Here is a 16025-nt window from a genome sequence, read left to right as displayed (position 1 = left end):
TCGCGGGCCCGCGGTTTACGGCTCGAACTTGTAGCCCAGGCCGCGGACGGTGACCAGGTAGCGCGGCGCGCCCGGGTCGGGCTCGATCTTCGCCCGCAGGCGCTTCACGTGGACGTCCAGGGTCTTGGTGTCGCCGACGTAGTCCGCGCCCCAGACCCGGTCGATCAGCTGCATGCGGGTGAGCACCCGGCCCGCGTTGCGCAGCAGCATCTCCAGCAGGTCGAACTCCTTGAGCGGCAGGTCGACCTTGGCGCCGTCCACGGTCACCACGTGCCGGTCCACGTCCATCCGGACCGGGCCCGCCTCCAGGGCGCCCGGGCCGCCGCCGTTCTCGCCCGCGCCGCCGTCCTCACCGCGGCGGCGCAGCACCGCGCGGATCCGGGCGACCAGCTCACGGGTGGAGTACGGCTTGGTGACGTAGTCGTCAGCGCCTATCTCCAGGCCGACGACCTTGTCGATCTCGCTGTCCTTGGCGGTCACCATGATCACCGGGACGTTGGAGCGCACCCGGAGCTGGCGGCAGACCTCGGTGCCCGGCAGGCCCGGCAGCATCAGGTCGAGCAGGACGAGGTCGGCGCCGTTGCGTTCGAACTGCTCCAGGGCGTCGGGGCCGGTCGCGGCGACGGCCACCTCGAAGCCCTCCTTGCGGAGCATGTACGAGAGAGCGTCGCTGAACGACTCCTCGTCCTCGACCACCAGTACTCGGGTCACGATCAGGCCTCCGGGGCAAGCTGGGTTGTCTTTGTCAGGGGTAGTTGCCGCTCCCTGGCAGGGAGCGAACGGGCCGTACGGTCGGTGCGGTCCGTGGTGCGGGTTCGGGGTGCCACGGCGGGCCCGGCGGTGTCGGCACCGGGCTCGTCGGTGGGTTCGCGGTCGTCTGACTCGTCGGCGTCGAGGTCGTCGGCGTCGAGGTCGTCGGCGTCGAGGTCGTCGGAGTCGAAGTCGTCGGAGTCGAAGTCGTCGGCGAGGTCCTCGTCACCGTCCGCGTCGAACTCGTCGTCGGCGGGCGCCTGGCCGGCGGGCAGGCGCACGGTGAAGGTCGAGCCCTGCCCCTCGACGCTCCACACCGAGACGGTGCCGCCGTGCGAGGCGGCGACGTGCTTGACGATGGACAGGCCGAGGCCGGTGCCGCCGGTCTGCCGGGAGCGGGCCGGGTCGACCCGGTAGAAGCGTTCGAAGACCCGCTCGCGATCCTTCTCGGAGATGCCGATGCCCTGGTCGGTGACCGAGATCTCGATCAGCTCGCCGTCCGCCTCGCCGAGCGCCGCGGCGCTGGAGATCCGGCGGGTGGCGATGGCCACCCGGGTGCGGGGCGGGCTGTAGTTGACGGCGTTCTCCACCAGGTTGCCGAGCGCGGCGGCGAGCTGGCCGCGGTTGCCGTGCAGGTAGAGCCCGGCGATGCCGCCGGCCGCGATCAGGATCTGCTTGGCGGCGGCCTGCTGGCGGCAGCGGTCGATCGCCTCGGCGATCAGCTCGTCCACCGCGACCGGCTCCGGGTCGACCATCAGCCGGTCGTCCTGGACCCGGGAGAGGTCGATGATCTCTTGCACCAGGCTGGCCAGGCGGGTCGCCTCGACCTGCATCCGGCCGGCGAAGCGCTGCACCGCCTCCGGGTCGTCGGACGCGTCGGCGACCGCCTCGGAGAGCAGCGACAGGGCGCCGACCGGGGTCTTGAGCTCGTGGCTGACGTTGGCCACGAAGTCCCGGCGGACGGCCTCCACCCGGCGGCGCTCGGTCTGGTCCTCGACCAGCACCAGCACCAGCCGGGAGCCGAGCGGGGCGACCCGGACGGAGACCGCGAGCGGCTCGACCGCGCGGGCCGCGCCGGGGCGGGGCACCTCCAGTTCCACCTGCCGGATCTCGCCGTCCCGGCGGGTGGCGCGGGCCAGCGCGAGCATCTGGTCCACGGCGACCGCACCGCCGCGCACCAGGCCCATCGCGTACGCCGCCGAGCTGGCCTTGACCACCTCGTCGCCCTCGCCCAGCACGATCGCGCAGGAGCGGAGCACGGAGAGTACGGTGTCGACCCCCGGCGGTAGCGGGGGCTCCGGGGTGCCGGTGCCCAGTGGCTGGTGCCGGCCGTATTGCTTGCCGCTGGTGTACCTGCCCCTGGCCTGCTCGCGCTCGCTCCAGCGGAAGGCGATGGAGGCGGTGAGGCCGACGCCGAGCCCGGCTATGGCGCAGGCAGCGGCAGCGGCCACGTTCACGTCCATGTGGCCAGCGTAAGCGCACGGCCACGCCACTCCCCAAGGCCTGGATCAAGGCATCGACCGTGCGTTGCCGAGAATTCACCTCCACGTGGCTGCCGATTCACCGTAGCGGCCGTGCGTCGTCGCCCGAACGGCACAGAGTTGGCCATGCAGCCCGTGTGGGAGAGACCTGTGCGCCGAACGGCGGCCAAGGTCTCGGGTGTGCGCGTACCATTCGCGCCACCAGCAGCGGTCGCCCGAGCACCGGAACGATGGTCGGACGGGCTGACCGGTCGGCACCGCCACCGACACAGCTACTGAGGAGAGAACATGCGCGACGCGTACCACGAGGAACTCGATGCGATCGGCGACAGCCTGGTCGAGATGGCCCGGCTGGTCGGCTCGGCCCTGGGCCGGGCCACCACCGCTCTCCTCGACGCGGACCTGGCGCTGGCGGAGGGCGTGATCGCCGCCGACGAGAAGATCAACGATCTCCACCACGAGCTGGAGAACCGGGCCATCGACCTCCTCGCCCGTCAGCAGCCCGTCGCCACCGACCTGCGCATCGTGGTCACCTCGCTGCGGATGAGCGCCGACCTGGAGCGCTGCGGCGACCTCGCCCGGCACGTCGCCAAGGTCGCGCGGATGCGCTACCCGGAGTCGGCGGTGCCCGCCGACCTGCAGTCCACCGTCCTGGAGATGGGCCAGCTCGCCCAGCGCCTGGTGGCCAAGGCGGGCCTGGTGATCGCCACCAAGGACGTCGACAAGGCCCTGGAGATGGAGCAGGACGACGACCGGATCGACGCCCTGCACCGCGAGCTGCTGTCGCACCTGATCGACGAGCGCTGGCACCACGGCATCGAGACCGCCGTCGACATCACCCTGGTCGGCCGCTACTACGAGCGCTTCGCGGACCACGCGGTGTCGGTCGCCAAGCGCGTGGTGTACCTGGTGACCGGTGAGCACGTGGCCGAGTTCATGGCCGCCACCGAGGCTGCGGAGGCCGCCGGGGTGGAGTGACGGCGGGGTGGAGTGACCGCTGCTCACCCCCAGGGGTGAGTAAACCTGTGGCGGGGGTGGTGTGGACGCACGGTCATTCGTACGTCCCACCACTGCGCGCCCGTTGACGCTTCCGCCGAACGGCGGCTTCACTCGGGGGTGGGGCACCGCAGTGTGCCCGTCACTAGGAGGGAAGAGCTCGATGAAGGCCAACCCGACCCGACCGGCAACCGCCCATGACACCGTCGAGCCGCCCGCCCCGAAGCTGTTGCCCGTCCTCGCGGCCAACTGTGGCTGCAGCCCGGGCTGCGGCTGCGGCTGCCAGTCCGGCGCGCCCTGCCAGTGCGGCGGCGCGGACGGCGGCTGCTGCGGCGGCCACTGAGGAAGTCCACCGCCACTGAACCACGAGGCGGCCCGGGGTGCACGGTCGTGCACCCCGGGCCGCCTCACCCTGCGGGCGGCTGGTCAGAACTGCACGTCGGTGCAGGAGTAGAAGGCGTTCCCGGTGTCGGCGATCGTCCAGACCGCGACGACCACCTGGTGCCCGGTGCGCCCGCTCGGGACGGTCGCGGTGTGGCTGAGCGTGCTCGGCACCTGCACCCCGCCGTACGGGACGACCAGGAAGGGCGTCAGGTCGAGGCTGTCCCGGGTGATCGGCTGGGAGGCGTCGTAGCCCGGCTTGGTCAGGTAGTACTCGAAGTCGGTGGTCGCGTGCCTGGCGGTGAACCTCCAGGTGAAGGTGAGCTGCTGGCCCGCCGTCACCGGCGTGGTCGGCCAGGCGCCGCCGTGCGGGTCGTCCAGCTCGGCGAAGCGGGCGTTGCCGCCGGCGCAGATGGTGCCGTCGGAGGGCCCGGCGGCCGGGAAGCCCTTCGGGCCCTCGACACTCTGCGGCTCCCACTGGATGTCGCCGCAGTCCCACGGGACGGCGCTCGCCTCCGCGTCGCAGAGCGCGGCCCGGCTGGGCGGCGTGGTGATGTAGCCGTGGGACTGGGCCGGGACGGCCAGGGCGAGCGGGATCGCGAGCGCGGCGACGGCCGCCCCGACCAGATGACGTGTGCGCATGGTGCTCCTCCGTGGGGGTGGATGGAGATAGCGCCGGGGCGCAGACGCGCGCGCGTGGGGGTGCGGCGGCCCGGGACATGGGGGGTCCCTTGACATGCCTGCGCCAGCCCGGTGCCCTCACGGTAGGAGTCGGCACCACCACGCGTCAATGGTCTGAACCATTTTGGACGAGACCGCGACCCGACCGCCAGCCCCCCAACTCGCCCTCATCAAAGGCCGGTTGAACGCCGAGGGCCCCACCCCCGGCGAACCGGGTGCGGGGCCCTGAGACCTTCGGGCTTACTTCTTGCCCTGGTTCTTGACCGCCTCGATGGCTGCCGCGGCGGCGTCCGCGTCGAGGTAGCGGCCGCCCTTGGCGACCGGCTTGAAGTCGGCGTCGAGCTCGTAGACCAGCGGGATGCCGGTCGGGATGTTCAGGCCGGCGATGTCCGCGTCGGAGATGCCGTCGAGGTGCTTGACCAGCGCGCGCAGGCTGTTGCCGTGGGCGGTGACCAGGACGGTCTTGCCGGCGGCCAGGTCCGGGACGATGGCGTCGTACCAGTACGGGAGCATCCGCTCGACGACGTCCTTCAGGCACTCGGTGCGCGGACGCAGCTCGCTCGGGATCTCGGCGTAGCGGGCGTCTCCGGCCTGCGAGTACTCGGCGTCGTCGGCCAGCACCGGCGGCGGGGTGTCGTAGGAACGGCGCCACAGCTGGAACTGCTCCTCGCCGAACTCGGCCAGGGTCTGGGCCTTGTCCTTGCCCTGCAGCGCACCGTAGTGCCGCTCGTTCAGGCGCCAGCTGCGGTTGACCGGGATCCAGTGGCGGTCGGCCTTGTCCAGGGCGATCTGCGAGGTACGGATGGCGCGGCGCAGCAGCGAGGTGTGCACCACGTCGGGGAACAGGCCCTCGGCGGCCAGGAGCTCGCCACCGCGGGCGGCCTCCTTCTCGCCCTTCTCGTTGAGGTCGACGTCGACCCAACCGGTGAACAGGTTCTTCTGGTTCCACTGGCTCTCGCCGTGGCGGAGCAGGATGAGTCGGTACGTCGTGTCAGCCATGGCCCCCAGCTTAATGGAGGGCCGGAAAACCCCTGGTGGGGACCTTGGACGGCTGTGTAACGTGTGCCGCGGCTATCTGCCACTTACTCGCGTCGGCTGACCGGGCCTGCCCGCGCCGCTCAGCGGACGCCTGCCCTCGGGAGCCCCACATGCTCGTCGCCCTGGTCGCCAATCCCCGGATCCGAAGACTGGTCCGCGAGACGGTGGGCGGGTTGCCGCGGCAGTTCTGGTGGCTCTGGGTGAGCACGCTGGTGAACCGGCTGGGTTCCTTCGTCGTCACGTTCCTGGCCCTCTACCTGACCGCCGAGCGGGGGTACTCGGCGTCCTACGCCGGCCTGGTGGCCTCGCTGTTCGGCGCCGGTTCGGCGGTCGCGGCGGTCGGGGCGGGGGTGCTGACCGACCGGATCGGGCGCCGCCCGACGCTGGTCGCCGCCCAGCTCGGCACCGCGGCGTCCACCGCCGTGCTCGGCTTCATGGACGGCCAGACGGCGATCGCCGCGGTGGCCTTCCTGGTCGGCCTGTGCAACAACGCCACCCGGCCGCCCACCTCGGCGATCATCGCCGACCTCGTCCCGGCCGAGGACCGGGTCCGGGCGTACTCGCTGAACTACTGGGCGATCAACATCGGCTTCGGCCTCTCCGCCGCCGCGGCCGGCCTGATCGCCACCCACGGCTACCTCACGCTCTTCCTGCTGGACGCCCTCACCACTCTGGTCTGCGCGTTGGTGATCTTCATCCGGATCCCGGAGACCAGGCCGCAGGCCGCGCCCGGGAAGGCCGCGGACGAGACCGAGGCGAAGACCAGCCTGCTCACCGTGCTCCGGGACGCCCCCTTCATGGCGCTGGTCGGGCTGACCCTGCTGGTCGCCCTGGTCTTCCAACAGGGCAGCACCACCCTGGCCGTCGACATGGGCGCCGCCGGCATCACGTCCACCGAGTACGGGCTGGTCATCGGTCTGAACGGGCTGCTGATCGTGGTGCTGCAGATCCCGCTGACCCGCTGGCTGGAGGGCCGATCGCGGACCGCGATGCTGGTCGCCAGCTGCCTGCTCACCGGCTGGGGCTTCGGGCTGGCCGCGCTGGCCGGGTCCTCGGCCTGGCTGTTCGCGCTGTCGGTGGCGGTCTGGACGGTCGGCGAGATCCTCCACACCCCGGTGATGATGGGCCTGGTCAGCGAGCTGGCGCCGACCCACGGGCGCGGCCGCTACCAGGGCGTCTACTCGCTGTCCTGGTCGCTCGCCTCGCTGCTCGGCCCGGCTGGCGGCGGGCTGCTGCTGCAGTACGCCGGGCCGGCGGTGCTGTGGTCGGTCTGCGGGGTGATCGGGACGGCCGCCGCGCTCGGGTACGTGGTGCTGGCCCGCCGCACGGGTGCGACGGGGCACCGTCCCGGTGCGGTGGTCGAGGTGGCGGCGCCCGCTGCGGAGGTCGAGAAGGCCCCGGCGGGCGCCTGAGCGCCCCCGGTCAGTCGGCGGCCGGGGCGGCCAGGTGGGCGAAGGCGGCCAGGTTGCGGGTGGACTCCCCGCGCTTGGTGCGCCACTCCCACTCGCGCCGGATCGCCGAGGCGAAGCCCAGCTCCAGCAGGGTGTTGAAGGGCTCGTCGGCGTTCTCCAGCACCGTGCCGAGCAGCCGGTCGACGGCGTCCGGGGTGAGCGCCTCCAGCGGCAGGCGGCCGGCCAGGTAGACGTCGCCGAGTGCGTCGATCGCGTACGCGACGCCGTAGAGGCGGGTGTTGCGCTCCAGCAGCCAGCGGTAGACGGCCTCGTGGTTCTCGTCCGGGCGGCGGATCACGAAGGCGTTCACCGACAGGGTGTGGTCGCCGACCCGCAGGGCGCAGGCGGTGTTCAGCTTGCGGGTGCCCGGGAGGGTCGCCACCAGCGTGTACGGGTCGGCGGCGGCCGGCTCCCAGGCCACCCCGGCGTCGTCCAGGGCGGTGCGCAGGAGGGTCAGGGCCTCGTCCTTGGTGCGGATTGCCATGGGGGTGACGTTACTCGGCAGTACCCGGGCGGTGCAGCCGGGACCGCGCACGGGCGCGGGGCGCGGGCTGCGGGCTGCGGGCTGCGGGGGTCAGCGGCGCAGGGCCCCGGCCAGTCGGCCGGCCGGACGGGCCAGGCTGCCGGCATACACCTCGGCGGTGGTCGCCGCGGCCGTGTCCCAGCCGAAGGCGGCCGCGTGCCGGGCCGCCGCCGCGCCGCGCCGGGCCACCAGCGCCCGGTCGGTGACGTACGGCTCCAGTGCGTGCGACCACTCCACCGGGTCGTGGCCCTGCACCAGGGTGCCGGACTCGCCGTCCCGCACCGCGACCGGCAGGCCGCCGACCGCGGCCGCCACCACCGGGGTGCCGCAGGCCTGCGCCTCCAGCGCCACCAGGCCGAAGGACTCGCTGTACGAGGGCATCACCAGGGCCGTCGCCGCGCGGTACCAGTCCGCCAGCCGGGCCTGGCCGACCGGCGGGTGGAAGCGCACCACGTCGCCTATGCCCAGCTGGGCGGCGAGCTTGTGCAGGCTCTCCGGCCGGGCCAGCCCGGTGCCGGACGGCCCGCCGACCACCGGCACGACCAGCCGTTCGCGCAGCTCCGGACGGCGCTCCAGCAGGGCGGCGACCGCCCGCAGCAGCACGTCCGGCGCCTTCAGCGGCTGGATCCGCCCGGCGAACAGCAGCACCGCGGCGTCCTGCGGCAGGCCCAGCCGGGCCCGGGCGTCGGCCGCGGTCCGCGGGCCGCCCGGGCGGAAGACGTCCAGGTTGACCCCGGGGTGGACGACGGCCAGCTGGTCCGGCCGGGCGGCGTAGTGCAGCGCCAGTTCGGCGGCCTCCTCGGTGGTGTTGGCGATCAGCCGGTCGGCCGCCTCGACCACCTGGGTCTCGCCGATCACCCGGGCCGCGGGCTCGGGTGTGTCGCCCTCGGCCAGCGCGGCGTTCTTGACCTTCGCCATGGTGTGCATGGTGTGCACCAGCGGCACCCCCCAGCGCTGGGCGGCCAGCCAGCCGACCTGCCCGGACAGCCAGTAGTGCGAGTGCACCAGGTCGTAGTGGCCGGGGCGGTGGCCCGCCTCGGTCCGCAGCACGCCGTGGGTGAAGGCGCACAGCTGGGCCGGCAGGTCCTCCTTGACCAGGCCCTCGTACGGCCCGGCGGTGACGTGCCGGACCAGCACGCCCGGTGCCAGCTCGACCGTCGGCGCGTCGTCCGAGCAGATCGCCCGGGTGAACACCTCGACCTCGATGTTGAGCTCGGCCAGGCGCTTGGCCAGCTCGACGATGTAGACGTTCATCCCGCCCGCGTCCCCGGTGCCGGGCTGGTGCAGCGGCGAGGTGTGCACGCTGAGCATGGCTATCCGGCGCGGGCGGCGGCGGCCCGGGACGAGCGACTGGAGCCGGCCGCGCGCGGGCGCGGCGGACTGGGCACGGCGTACCGAACGGACGGGGTGCTGGATCACCTGGCTGAAGCCTCCTCGTGTGCGGCCCGTCTCGGCGGGTCCGCGTGAACGGGCCGCCGCATGTCCGGTGTGCGCTGCCCCGTCCCGGGCACACATCACCACCAGTGTGCCAACCACTGGGCGGTCGCCCGGCATTCCCGGTCCCGGCGATCAGCCGACCGGTCCGGCATCCGCCCAGGTCAGGGCGGGGGCCGACCGGTGCCACGGGCGCCGACTACCCTTCTGGGCATGGCTGCCTCCTTCGACTCCGCGACCGCCGCGCCCGCCCGCGGGCGGACCGGACGGCCGGTGGGGACGGTCACCCGGGGCACCACCAACACCAACCGGCTGCGCCGGATGGACCGCTGGATCGCCCACACCCTGGGCCGGGCGCTGCGCGCCGCCGAGCGGCCGCCGGTCGCGGTCGACCTCGGCTACGGAGCGGCGCCGTGGACGGCCGTGGAACTGGCCGGACGGCTGCGCACGGTGCGACCGGACGTCCGGGTGGTCGGGATCGAGATCGAGCCGGAGCGGGTCGCGGCCGCGCTGCCGTACGCCGAGCCGCCGCTGCTCACCTTCCGGCGCGGCGGCTTCGAGGTGCCGCTGGACGGCGGCGGGCCGGCCCAGCTGATCCGGGCGGCCAACGTGCTGCGGCAGTACGACGAGTCGGCGGTGGCCGGGGTGTGGGAACGGCTGTGCGCCCGGCTCGCCCCGGACGGGCTGCTGGTCGAGGGCACCTGCGACGAGGTCGGGCGGCGGCACGTCTGGGTCGCGCTCGGGCCGGAGGGGCCCCGGACGGTCACCTTCGCGACCCGGCTGGGCGGCCTCGGCCAGCCCTCCGACCTGGCCGAACGGCTGCCGAAGGCGCTGATCCACCACAACGTGCCGGGGCGGCCGGTGCACGCCTTCCTGACCGACTTCGACCGGGCCTGGGCGGCGGCCGCGCCGTACGGGGCGTTCGGGGCGCGGCAGCGCTGGGTGGCGGCGTGCACGGCGCTGGCGGGCAGCTGGCCGCTGGTGGACGCGCGGGGGCGGTGGCGGCAGGGCGAGGTCACGCTGCCCTGGACGGCGCTCGCGCCGTAGCGGGCCTCGCTCGCCGGAGCGCTGTGGCGCTGTGGCCCGGGTGAACCGGTGCGCGGGTGAACCGGCACGCAGGTGAACCGGTGCGCGGGTGAGCGACACGACGCATTCACTCGAACGAGTTATCGAATATCTCTGGCGTATTGACGCCTCGTCACGCCACGATGGAGGCCACCGAGCGGCGACACCACACGCCGTTCGGTGGCCGCCCTGCCCTGCCACGCACAGCACGCCCAGCAGTCGGTCGTCAGCCCTCCGGCCCGAGCAGCTCCCTCCGGGCCCGTTCGAACACCTGGTACATCTCCGCCCCGAACAGCACGAACCGCACCTCCGCCAGCTCCGCACCCGCCCGCGCGTCACCGCCGTCCAGCACCCCGGCGACGGTGCCGAGGGCGATCCGCGCCGCGTCCGCCGGCGGCCAGCCGTAGATCCCGGCCGACACGGCCGGGAAGGCCACCGTGCGCGCGCCCAACTCGGCCGCCGCGCGCAGCGACTCGCGATAACAGGAGGCCAGCAGCCCAGCCCGCTCCTCGTACTCCTCCGCCAGGTACACCGGCCCGACGGTGTGCACCACCCACCGGGCCGGCAGCCGCCCGGCCGTGGTCGCCACCGCCTGCCCGACGGGCAGCCCCTTGCCCCAGTGCGAGGCCCTCAGCCGACGGCACTCCTCCAGGATCTGCGGCCCGCCCCTGCGGTGGATCGCGCCGTCCACCCCGCCCCCGCCCAGCAGGGACGAGTTGGCGGCGTTCACCACCGCGTCCACCCGCTGTTCCGTGATGTCACCCTCGACGAGGGTGATCCGCGTCACCATCGACAATCCCCTTTCCCGGGCCCGCCCGGCAGCCGCCGGGCCGGAATCCGAGCCGTCGTCCGAATCCGATCACCACCCCGCCACCGGCGTGGCAATAACCACAACGGCGCCGGTCGGCCAGAGAAATCCCCGGAGATCACGTTATGGTCGCGAGAAGTTCCCCGACGCACGGTGCCAGGCGGGCACTGCGGACGGACGCCGGCCGTTACGCAGTCGGGGAAAGGGAGGAACCACCGATGCCCGCAACGGGAGACGGGCGGGCACCTGGTGCCGCGGACCTGCCGGGCGCCCATGACGGCGCCCCCGTCGGCCATGCCCGCAACCGCCCGACGACCGGCCCGGCCACGGCCACTCCCCCGATACCCCACCCCCGCTCGCAGCCGGTCCGGACGGCGCACGGCACCCGCCACCCCTCGCACGCCGCCGAGGCGGGAAACGTTCCGGCAGCCGGTGACGGGCCCGCCGACGGCAGCGCGCCACTGCGGCTGCTGGTCATCGAGGACGACGCCTCGGACGCCCAGCTGATCAAGGCGGCGGTCGCCGACAGCGGCACCTCGATCGAGATCCACTGGGCCCGCGGCCTCGAACAGGCCACCCGACTGCTCGCCCAGTCCTCCCCCGCCACCCGGCGCGGGCGCTCCCGCGGCAGCGAGTTCGGCTGCGTGCTGCTCGACCTGGCCTCCCCGGCCGACCTGCCGCACCCCGAACGGGGGCACCACCCAGCCGCCCAGGCTGGGGGAGCCTCGGACGGCCTGGAGGGCCTGCACGAGCTGCTCCGCCGCGCCCCGCACCTCCCCGTGGTGGTGCTCACCGACGCCGCCGGGGCCGAACTCGGCGCGGCCGCCGTCGCCGCGGGCGCCCAGGACTTCCTGCTCAAGCACGAGACGGACGGCCCGCTGCTGGCCCGCGCACTGCGCTACGCCGTCGAACGCAAGCGCGCCGACGAGTCCCAGCGCCGCCTGGTCGAGGCCGAGTTCCGCGGCCAGGAGAACGCCCGACTGCAGCGCCACCTGCTGCCCACCCCGCTGCTGGACGGCGCCGGGCTCTCCTTCACCCGGCGCTACCGCCCCGGCCGCCGCCGCGCCCTGCTCGGCGGCGACTTCTACGACGCCGTGCGCACCGACGACGGCACCGTCCACGTCGTGATCGGCGACGTCTGCGGCCACGGCCCGGACGAGGCCGCGCTCGGCGTCGCACTCCGGATAGCGTGGCGCACCCTGGTCTTCGCCGGCCTCACCGGTGAAACCCTGCTCACCACCCTCCAGCACGTGCTGGAACACGAACGGCGCAGCGACGAGATCTTCGCGACGCTCTGCATGCTCGTCATCGAACCCGCCACCGCCGCTGCCGACCCCGACTCGCCCGGCACCGGCGAGCGGGCCCGGCTCTACCTCGCCGGACACCCGGCGCCGCTGCTGCTCGGGCGCGACCACACCCCGGTCACCCTCCCCGCCGAACTCGCGGGGCCCGCGCTCGGACTGCTGCCGTGCCACGACGGGCAGGCCGCCTGGCCCGCCCAGGAGGTCGAACTCCAGCCCGGCTGGCGGCTGTTGCTCTACACCGACGGGCTGATCGAGGGCCGGGTCGGGGCCGGTTCGCGCCGCCTCGGCCAGGACGGGCTGGCCGACCTGATCGCCGACCACCAGTCCGCCGGGCTCACCCGGGGCCGGCTGGTCGACAGCGCGATCGCCGAGGTCGAGGAGCTGAACGGCGGTGCGCTGACCGACGACGTCGCGGTGCTGCTGCTGGAGCGCAACCCGGCGCAATTGTTCCTCGGCTGAGCCGAGTTGCCGGAACGCCGCAGCCCGGGCGGGTGAACTCCCGTCCCGGGCTGCGGCGTTGTCCGTCCGAGCGACCTACCAGGGGCCGTACGGGCCGGTGTTGCTCCGGCCGCCCCGGCCGCTGCCGCCGGTCAGCGCCCGGATCGCCGGGCGGACGTCCACCACGTAGACGATCGAGGCGACCAGGCCGGCCAGGGTGCCGATGCTGCCGAGGAAGTTCGCCCCGAACAGCAGGTCCCAGCCGAAGCTGATCGCGAGCACGGCCAGCCAGAACCCCTTGGTCTTCTTGTCCGCCGCCCGGTAGGCGTCCTCCCGGCGGGTGGCCGCGTCGACCAGCGCGAAGAACTTGTAGCCCAGGATGGCGACGGCCATCCACCAGAACGGGTTCAGGTAGGAAAAGGCCAGGATCTGGAACACTCCGGTCATCGCGATCTCCTACGTCTCTCGGCTTGCTGCGCCCCGGCCGCCGCCCATCCTGGCACGGCGGCCGCCCGCACGGTGTGAACGTCCCGCCGTCACCGGATGTGCCCCGGCGAGGCGGGGCCGGTCACTCCGAGGCGTCGGCGGTGCCCTTGCGGGCCTTGGCTGGCTTCTTCGGCGCGGAGGTGTCGGCGTCGTCCACCAGCTCGGCCCGGACGGGCTCGTCCGCGGGCTCCACGGCCTCGGCGCTCCCGCCCTGCGGGCGGGCCTTGTCCACGACGACCTTGCCGCGCTCGGCCAGCTCGTCGTACGTCTCCTTGGCCCGGACGGCCAGCTCCAGCGCGCGGGCCACCTGCTGCAGGGCGAAGCCCTGGGCCCGCTCCTGCAGGACCTTGAGGTCCGCGGGGAAGGCGGTGACGGCCTCGGTGACCTTGGCCGGAGCCCCGGCCAGCAGCTCCTGCGCCTCGTGCAGCCTGGCGGTCGCCTTCTCCTGCGCGCCCTGGCGGTCCGCCGCCAGCGCCTCGACCAGGCCAGGCACCTCGCGCAGCTTCTCGTACGCGAGGTCCCCGGCACCGGCCAGGGCGTACAGCGGGGTCGGGTCGGTGAGGGTCTTCTTGATCTCGTCGGTGATCGGCATGGTTACCGGTCCTCCCGGGGGGTGTGCTGGATGGCCGCGCCGTCGGTCGTCGGGGTGGAGGCCGAAGCGGCGTTCTCCTTGAGGAAGGCGTCGTAGACCGCGAGCAGCGCCTGCTTCTGCTGCTCGTTGATCAGCGGATCGGCCAGGATCGAGGCCCGTAGCTCCAGGCCCTCACCCCGCCGCTCCTCCAGGATCCCGGCCTGGACGTACAGCGTCTCCGCCGAGATCCGCAGCGCCTTCGCGATCTGCTGCAGGATCTCCGCGCTCGGCTTGCGCAACCCTCGCTCGATCTGGCTGAGGTAGGGGTTGGACACGCCGGCGGCCTCCGCCAGCTGGCGCAGTGAGTACTGCGCGTTGCGGCGTTGCTCGCGGATGTACTCGCCCAGCGAGCCGACGTTCAGTGAGGCCATGGGGACAGCCTGCAGCACCCTGCTTGCAATTGCAAGCAGGGTGCTAGCGGAGGGCAAACGAGTCGGGAGTCCTGCGGGGTGGTGGGCGTGGGAGCGCGGGTCTTGCCCTGCGCGCCCACAAGGGATGTGCGCGGCGTCAGCCGAGGTGGGAGAGGAGGGCGGCGACCCGTTTCGTCCGAACGGAGTCGGTGCTCATGCGAAGGATCCTCACAGACACGCCTCAGGGCAGGCGGACGGGCATCAGGACGGAGAAGGTGCCGGTTCGGCCGGGGGTGCGGATGGCGAGGGGGGCGATGGGGCCGCCGAGTTCGAGGAGGAGCTGTTCGGGGTGGCCGGCGCGCAGGGCGTCGAGGAGGAAGTCGCGGTTGACGGCCACCTGGAAGTCCTCGGGGGTGAGGTCGTCGGCGACGGTGAGGCGGCCGTCCTCGGTGAGGGTCAGGACGGTGACCTGGCAGTCGGCGCCCTGGGGGCCGGAGGGGAGGGTGCGGGTGGCGCCGGTTTCGATGGCGGTGCGCAGTTCGGCGGCGGGCAGGGTGATCCGGTGCTGGGGGGCGAGGCGGGTCAGGGTGCGGTGGTCGGGGTAGTCGAGGTCGAGCGGGGTGCCCTCGATGCGGTGGTCGGGGGTTTCGGCGCGGAAGGTGCCGCCGCCCAGGGTGAGGGTGATCTCGGTCGGGCCGTCGGGCAGGAGCGCGCGCAGGGCGTCCACCAGGGCGGTCGGGACGGTGGTGCCGGCGGTCGGCTGCTGGGGCGTGCCGAGGGCGGGCAGTTCGGCGAGCGCCATCCGGTAGCGGTCGGTGGCGACCAGGCGCAGCACCGGGCCGTCCGGCTCGAAGAGCACTCCGGCGAGGGAGGGGTGTTCCGGGTCGCCGCAGGCCGCGAAGCGGACCGCGTCCAGCGCGGCGGCCAGGCCCTCGGCACGGACGGTGAGGCGCAGGTCGGCGGGGGTGGTGGTCATCGGGTGCTCCCTCTGCTCGATCATCGTGCGGATCAGGGAGAGTTCGCGGCGGGCGTCGGACAGGCCGTCCTCCAGCCTGCGCAGGTGGGCGTCGAGGACGCGCTCGGCCTCGCCGCTGCCGGGGGCGGCGGCGAGTACGGCGCGGATCGCCGTCAGCGGCAGGCCGACCCGGCGCAGCCGGGCCAGCAGCCGGGCGTCGGCGAGTTGGCCGGGCCGGTACCAGCGGTAGCCGGTCTGCGGGTCGACCCAGGCGGGGGTGAGCACCTCGGCGCCGTCGTAGTAGCGCAGGGTGCCGACGCCCAGGCCGCTGGCGCGGGCCAGTTCGCCGATGCTGTGCAGCTCGCTCTCCATGCCGGTGACTCTCGGGGCTCGACCTGGTCGAGGGTCAAGCCGGGTCGACGAGGTGGGCGAGCTTGTGCGGGTTGCGGACGGCCCGGATCTCGGAGACCAGCGGTGTGCCGTCCGGCCCCTCGGTGAAGTCGAGCACCGAGACGGAGTCGACGGCGCCGTCGACGGTGATCAGCAGGCCGGGCTGGCCGTTGACCAGGACCGGGCGGGCGCCCACACCCTCGCCCAGCTTGCGGAGCAGGCCGAGCAGGAAGCGGGCGACGTTGTCGGCGCCGGTGACCGGCCGCACCGCCGCGGTGATCACGCCGCCGCCGTCGCTCCAGGTGGTGACGTCGGGGGCGAGCAGGGCGAGCACCCGGTTGAGGTCGCCGCCGACGCAGGCCGCCAGGAACTCGTCGGTGGCCCGGCGGCGCAGCTCCGGCGGGGCGTCGTAGCGGGGGCGGCGGGCGCGCACGTGCGCCCTGGCCCGGCTGCCGACCTGGCGGCAGGCGGTCTCGGTGCGGTCCAGCGCCTCGGCGATCTCCTGGTAGGAGAAGCCGAAGGCCTCCTTGAGCACGAACACCGCCCGTTCCAGCGGGGAGAGGCTCTCCAGCACCACCAGCAGGGCGAGCGAGACGGTCTCGGCGCGCTCGACGCCGTCGGTCGCGTCCGGTTCGGTGACCAGCGGCTCGGGCAGCCAGGGGCCGACGTAGGACTCGCGGCGGACGGCGGCCGAGTCGAGGCGGTTGAGGGAGAGGTTGGTGACCGTACGGGCCAGGTAGCCGCCGGGGCTGGCGACCGGGCCGGTGACCTGGCTCCAGCGCAGCCAGGTGTCCTGGACCAGGTCCTCGGCGTCGGCGACGCTGCCGAGCATCCGGTAGGCGATGCCGAAGACCGTCCGCCGG

At 73.7% G+C, this 16025-nt stretch carries 17 protein-coding genes; 5 read left to right on the top strand and 12 right to left on the bottom strand.

Going from position 1 to position 16025, the window contains the following annotated elements; genetic code table 11:
• Positions 1-15: 15 nt before the first annotated feature.
• Together ACIG5E_RS05605 and ACIG5E_RS05600 are read right to left on the bottom strand one after the other, a co-directional pair.
• A complete protein-coding gene (locus ACIG5E_RS05605; protein ID WP_030061050.1) occupies positions 16-711 on the bottom strand; it encodes a response regulator transcription factor in 696 nt (231 codons plus the stop codon).
• 2 nt (positions 712-713) lie between these two features.
• Positions 714-2213, bottom strand: a complete 1500-nt coding sequence (locus tag ACIG5E_RS05600) for a sensor histidine kinase (RefSeq protein ID WP_396531652.1) — start codon at positions 2211-2213, stop codon at positions 714-716.
• A 306-nt stretch (positions 2214-2519) separates the two neighbouring features.
• Between ACIG5E_RS05600 and phoU the strand changes: the two genes are divergently transcribed.
• Together phoU and ACIG5E_RS05590 are read left to right on the top strand one after the other, a co-directional pair.
• The gene (gene phoU / locus ACIG5E_RS05595; RefSeq protein ID WP_396531650.1) at positions 2520-3209 is read left to right on the top strand and encodes a phosphate signaling complex protein PhoU; all 690 of its coding nucleotides are present in this window, start codon (positions 2520-2522) and stop codon (positions 3207-3209) included.
• A 181-nt stretch (positions 3210-3390) separates the two neighbouring features.
• Positions 3391-3570, top strand: coding sequence for a hypothetical protein (locus ACIG5E_RS05590; protein ID WP_396531649.1), 180 nt, complete (start codon positions 3391-3393; stop codon positions 3568-3570).
• Between the two features lie 83 nt (positions 3571-3653).
• Here the strand turns inward: ACIG5E_RS05590 and ACIG5E_RS05585 are convergent, their stop codons facing one another.
• Complete coding sequence (locus ACIG5E_RS05585) at positions 3654-4250, bottom strand: lytic polysaccharide monooxygenase (RefSeq protein ID WP_396531647.1); 597 nt, start codon at positions 4248-4250, stop codon at positions 3654-3656.
• A gap of 279 nt (positions 4251-4529) precedes the next feature.
• Positions 4530-5288, bottom strand: coding sequence for a phosphoglyceromutase (locus ACIG5E_RS05580; RefSeq protein ID WP_396531646.1), 759 nt, complete (start codon positions 5286-5288; stop codon positions 4530-4532).
• Positions 5289-5437: 149 nt separating this feature from the next.
• Between ACIG5E_RS05580 and ACIG5E_RS05575 the strand changes: the two genes are divergently transcribed.
• Positions 5438-6739, top strand: a complete 1302-nt coding sequence (locus ACIG5E_RS05575) for an MDR family MFS transporter (protein ID WP_396531645.1) — start codon at positions 5438-5440, stop codon at positions 6737-6739.
• A gap of 10 nt (positions 6740-6749) precedes the next feature.
• On the opposite strand, the gene ACIG5E_RS05570 is transcribed toward ACIG5E_RS05575, so the two are convergent.
• Both ACIG5E_RS05570 and mshA read right to left on the bottom strand, forming a co-directional pair.
• Positions 6750-7262 (bottom strand): YbjN domain-containing protein, encoded by a 513-nt coding sequence (locus ACIG5E_RS05570; protein WP_396531644.1) that lies wholly within the window; start codon positions 7260-7262, stop codon positions 6750-6752.
• Positions 7263-7352: 90 nt separating this feature from the next.
• A complete protein-coding gene (gene mshA / locus ACIG5E_RS05565; RefSeq protein ID WP_396531642.1) occupies positions 7353-8720 on the bottom strand; it encodes a D-inositol-3-phosphate glycosyltransferase in 1368 nt (455 codons plus the stop codon).
• Positions 8721-8948: 228 nt separating this feature from the next.
• Here mshA and ACIG5E_RS05560 point away from each other — a divergent pair, with 228 nt between their 5' ends.
• Complete coding sequence (locus tag ACIG5E_RS05560; RefSeq protein ID WP_396531641.1) at positions 8949-9782, top strand: class I SAM-dependent methyltransferase; 834 nt, start codon at positions 8949-8951, stop codon at positions 9780-9782.
• A gap of 244 nt (positions 9783-10026) precedes the next feature.
• Here ACIG5E_RS05560 and ACIG5E_RS05555 read toward each other — a convergent pair whose 3' ends face one another.
• Positions 10027-10587 carry an O-acetyl-ADP-ribose deacetylase gene (locus ACIG5E_RS05555; protein WP_396531903.1) on the bottom strand — a complete coding sequence of 187 codons (561 nt, stop codon included), beginning with the start codon at positions 10585-10587 and terminating at the stop codon, positions 10027-10029.
• Between the two features lie 239 nt (positions 10588-10826).
• Here ACIG5E_RS05555 and ACIG5E_RS05550 point away from each other — a divergent pair, with 239 nt between their 5' ends.
• Positions 10827-12371 carry a SpoIIE family protein phosphatase gene (locus ACIG5E_RS05550; protein ID WP_396531640.1) on the top strand — a complete coding sequence of 515 codons (1545 nt, stop codon included), beginning with the start codon at positions 10827-10829 and terminating at the stop codon, positions 12369-12371.
• Positions 12372-12446: 75 nt separating this feature from the next.
• Here ACIG5E_RS05550 and ACIG5E_RS05545 read toward each other — a convergent pair whose 3' ends face one another.
• From ACIG5E_RS05545 to sigJ, 5 genes are all read right to left on the bottom strand, one after another.
• Positions 12447-12797, bottom strand: coding sequence for a DUF2516 family protein (locus tag ACIG5E_RS05545; protein WP_396531638.1), 351 nt, complete (start codon positions 12795-12797; stop codon positions 12447-12449).
• Positions 12798-12918: 121 nt separating this feature from the next.
• On the bottom strand, positions 12919-13428 hold the full coding sequence (locus ACIG5E_RS05540) for a hypothetical protein (protein ID WP_396531637.1): 510 nt from the start codon (positions 13426-13428) through the stop codon (positions 12919-12921).
• A gap of 2 nt (positions 13429-13430) precedes the next feature.
• Positions 13431-13838: a helix-turn-helix domain-containing protein gene (locus tag ACIG5E_RS05535; protein ID WP_396531636.1), complete on the bottom strand. Its 408-nt coding sequence runs from the start codon at positions 13836-13838 to the stop codon at positions 13431-13433.
• A 220-nt stretch (positions 13839-14058) separates the two neighbouring features.
• Positions 14059-15144, bottom strand: a complete 1086-nt coding sequence (locus ACIG5E_RS05530) for a MerR family transcriptional regulator (RefSeq protein ID WP_396531634.1) — start codon at positions 15142-15144, stop codon at positions 14059-14061.
• 34 nt (positions 15145-15178) lie between these two features.
• Entirely contained in the window at positions 15179-15994 is an 816-nt protein-coding gene (sigJ, locus tag ACIG5E_RS05525) for an RNA polymerase sigma factor SigJ (RefSeq protein WP_396531901.1), read from the bottom strand.
• Positions 15995-16025: the final 31 nt, after the last annotated feature.

Source organism: Kitasatospora sp. NPDC053057 (assembly GCF_044546945.1).
Lineage (GTDB): Bacteria > Actinomycetota > Actinomycetes > Streptomycetales > Streptomycetaceae > Kitasatospora.
The sequence above is the reverse complement of the archived record's forward strand: the minus strand, read 5'-3'. Positions and strand labels throughout refer to the sequence as shown.

Excerpts from the sequence above, each read along its gene's own strand:
- ACIG5E_RS05560 (WP_396531641.1), top strand. The coding sequence starts at position 8,949 with ATGGCTGCCTCCTTCGACTCCGCGACCGCCGCGCCCGCCCGCGGGCGG.
- ACIG5E_RS05540 (WP_396531637.1), bottom strand. The coding sequence starts at position 13,428 with ATGCCGATCACCGACGAGATCAAGAAGACCCTCACCGACCCGACCCCG.
- ACIG5E_RS05575 (WP_396531645.1), top strand. The coding sequence starts at position 5,438 with ATGCTCGTCGCCCTGGTCGCCAATCCCCGGATCCGAAGACTGGTCCGC.
- ACIG5E_RS05550 (WP_396531640.1), top strand. The coding sequence starts at position 10,827 with ATGCCCGCAACGGGAGACGGGCGGGCACCTGGTGCCGCGGACCTGCCG.
- ACIG5E_RS05545 (WP_396531638.1), bottom strand. The coding sequence starts at position 12,797 with ATGACCGGAGTGTTCCAGATCCTGGCCTTTTCCTACCTGAACCCGTTC.
- ACIG5E_RS05535 (WP_396531636.1), bottom strand. The coding sequence starts at position 13,838 with ATGGCCTCACTGAACGTCGGCTCGCTGGGCGAGTACATCCGCGAGCAA.
- ACIG5E_RS05530 (WP_396531634.1), bottom strand. The coding sequence starts at position 15,144 with ATGGAGAGCGAGCTGCACAGCATCGGCGAACTGGCCCGCGCCAGCGGC.
- ACIG5E_RS05600 (WP_396531652.1), bottom strand. The coding sequence starts at position 2,213 with ATGGACGTGAACGTGGCCGCTGCCGCTGCCTGCGCCATAGCCGGGCTC.
- ACIG5E_RS05570 (WP_396531644.1), bottom strand. The coding sequence starts at position 7,262 with ATGGCAATCCGCACCAAGGACGAGGCCCTGACCCTCCTGCGCACCGCC.
- ACIG5E_RS05580 (WP_396531646.1), bottom strand. The coding sequence starts at position 5,288 with ATGGCTGACACGACGTACCGACTCATCCTGCTCCGCCACGGCGAGAGC.
- sigJ (WP_396531901.1), bottom strand. The coding sequence starts at position 15,994 with ATGCTCGGCAGCGTCGCCGACGCCGAGGACCTGGTCCAGGACACCTGG.
- ACIG5E_RS05590 (WP_396531649.1), top strand. The coding sequence starts at position 3,391 with ATGAAGGCCAACCCGACCCGACCGGCAACCGCCCATGACACCGTCGAG.
- ACIG5E_RS05585 (WP_396531647.1), bottom strand. The coding sequence starts at position 4,250 with ATGCGCACACGTCATCTGGTCGGGGCGGCCGTCGCCGCGCTCGCGATC.
- phoU (WP_396531650.1), top strand. The coding sequence starts at position 2,520 with ATGCGCGACGCGTACCACGAGGAACTCGATGCGATCGGCGACAGCCTG.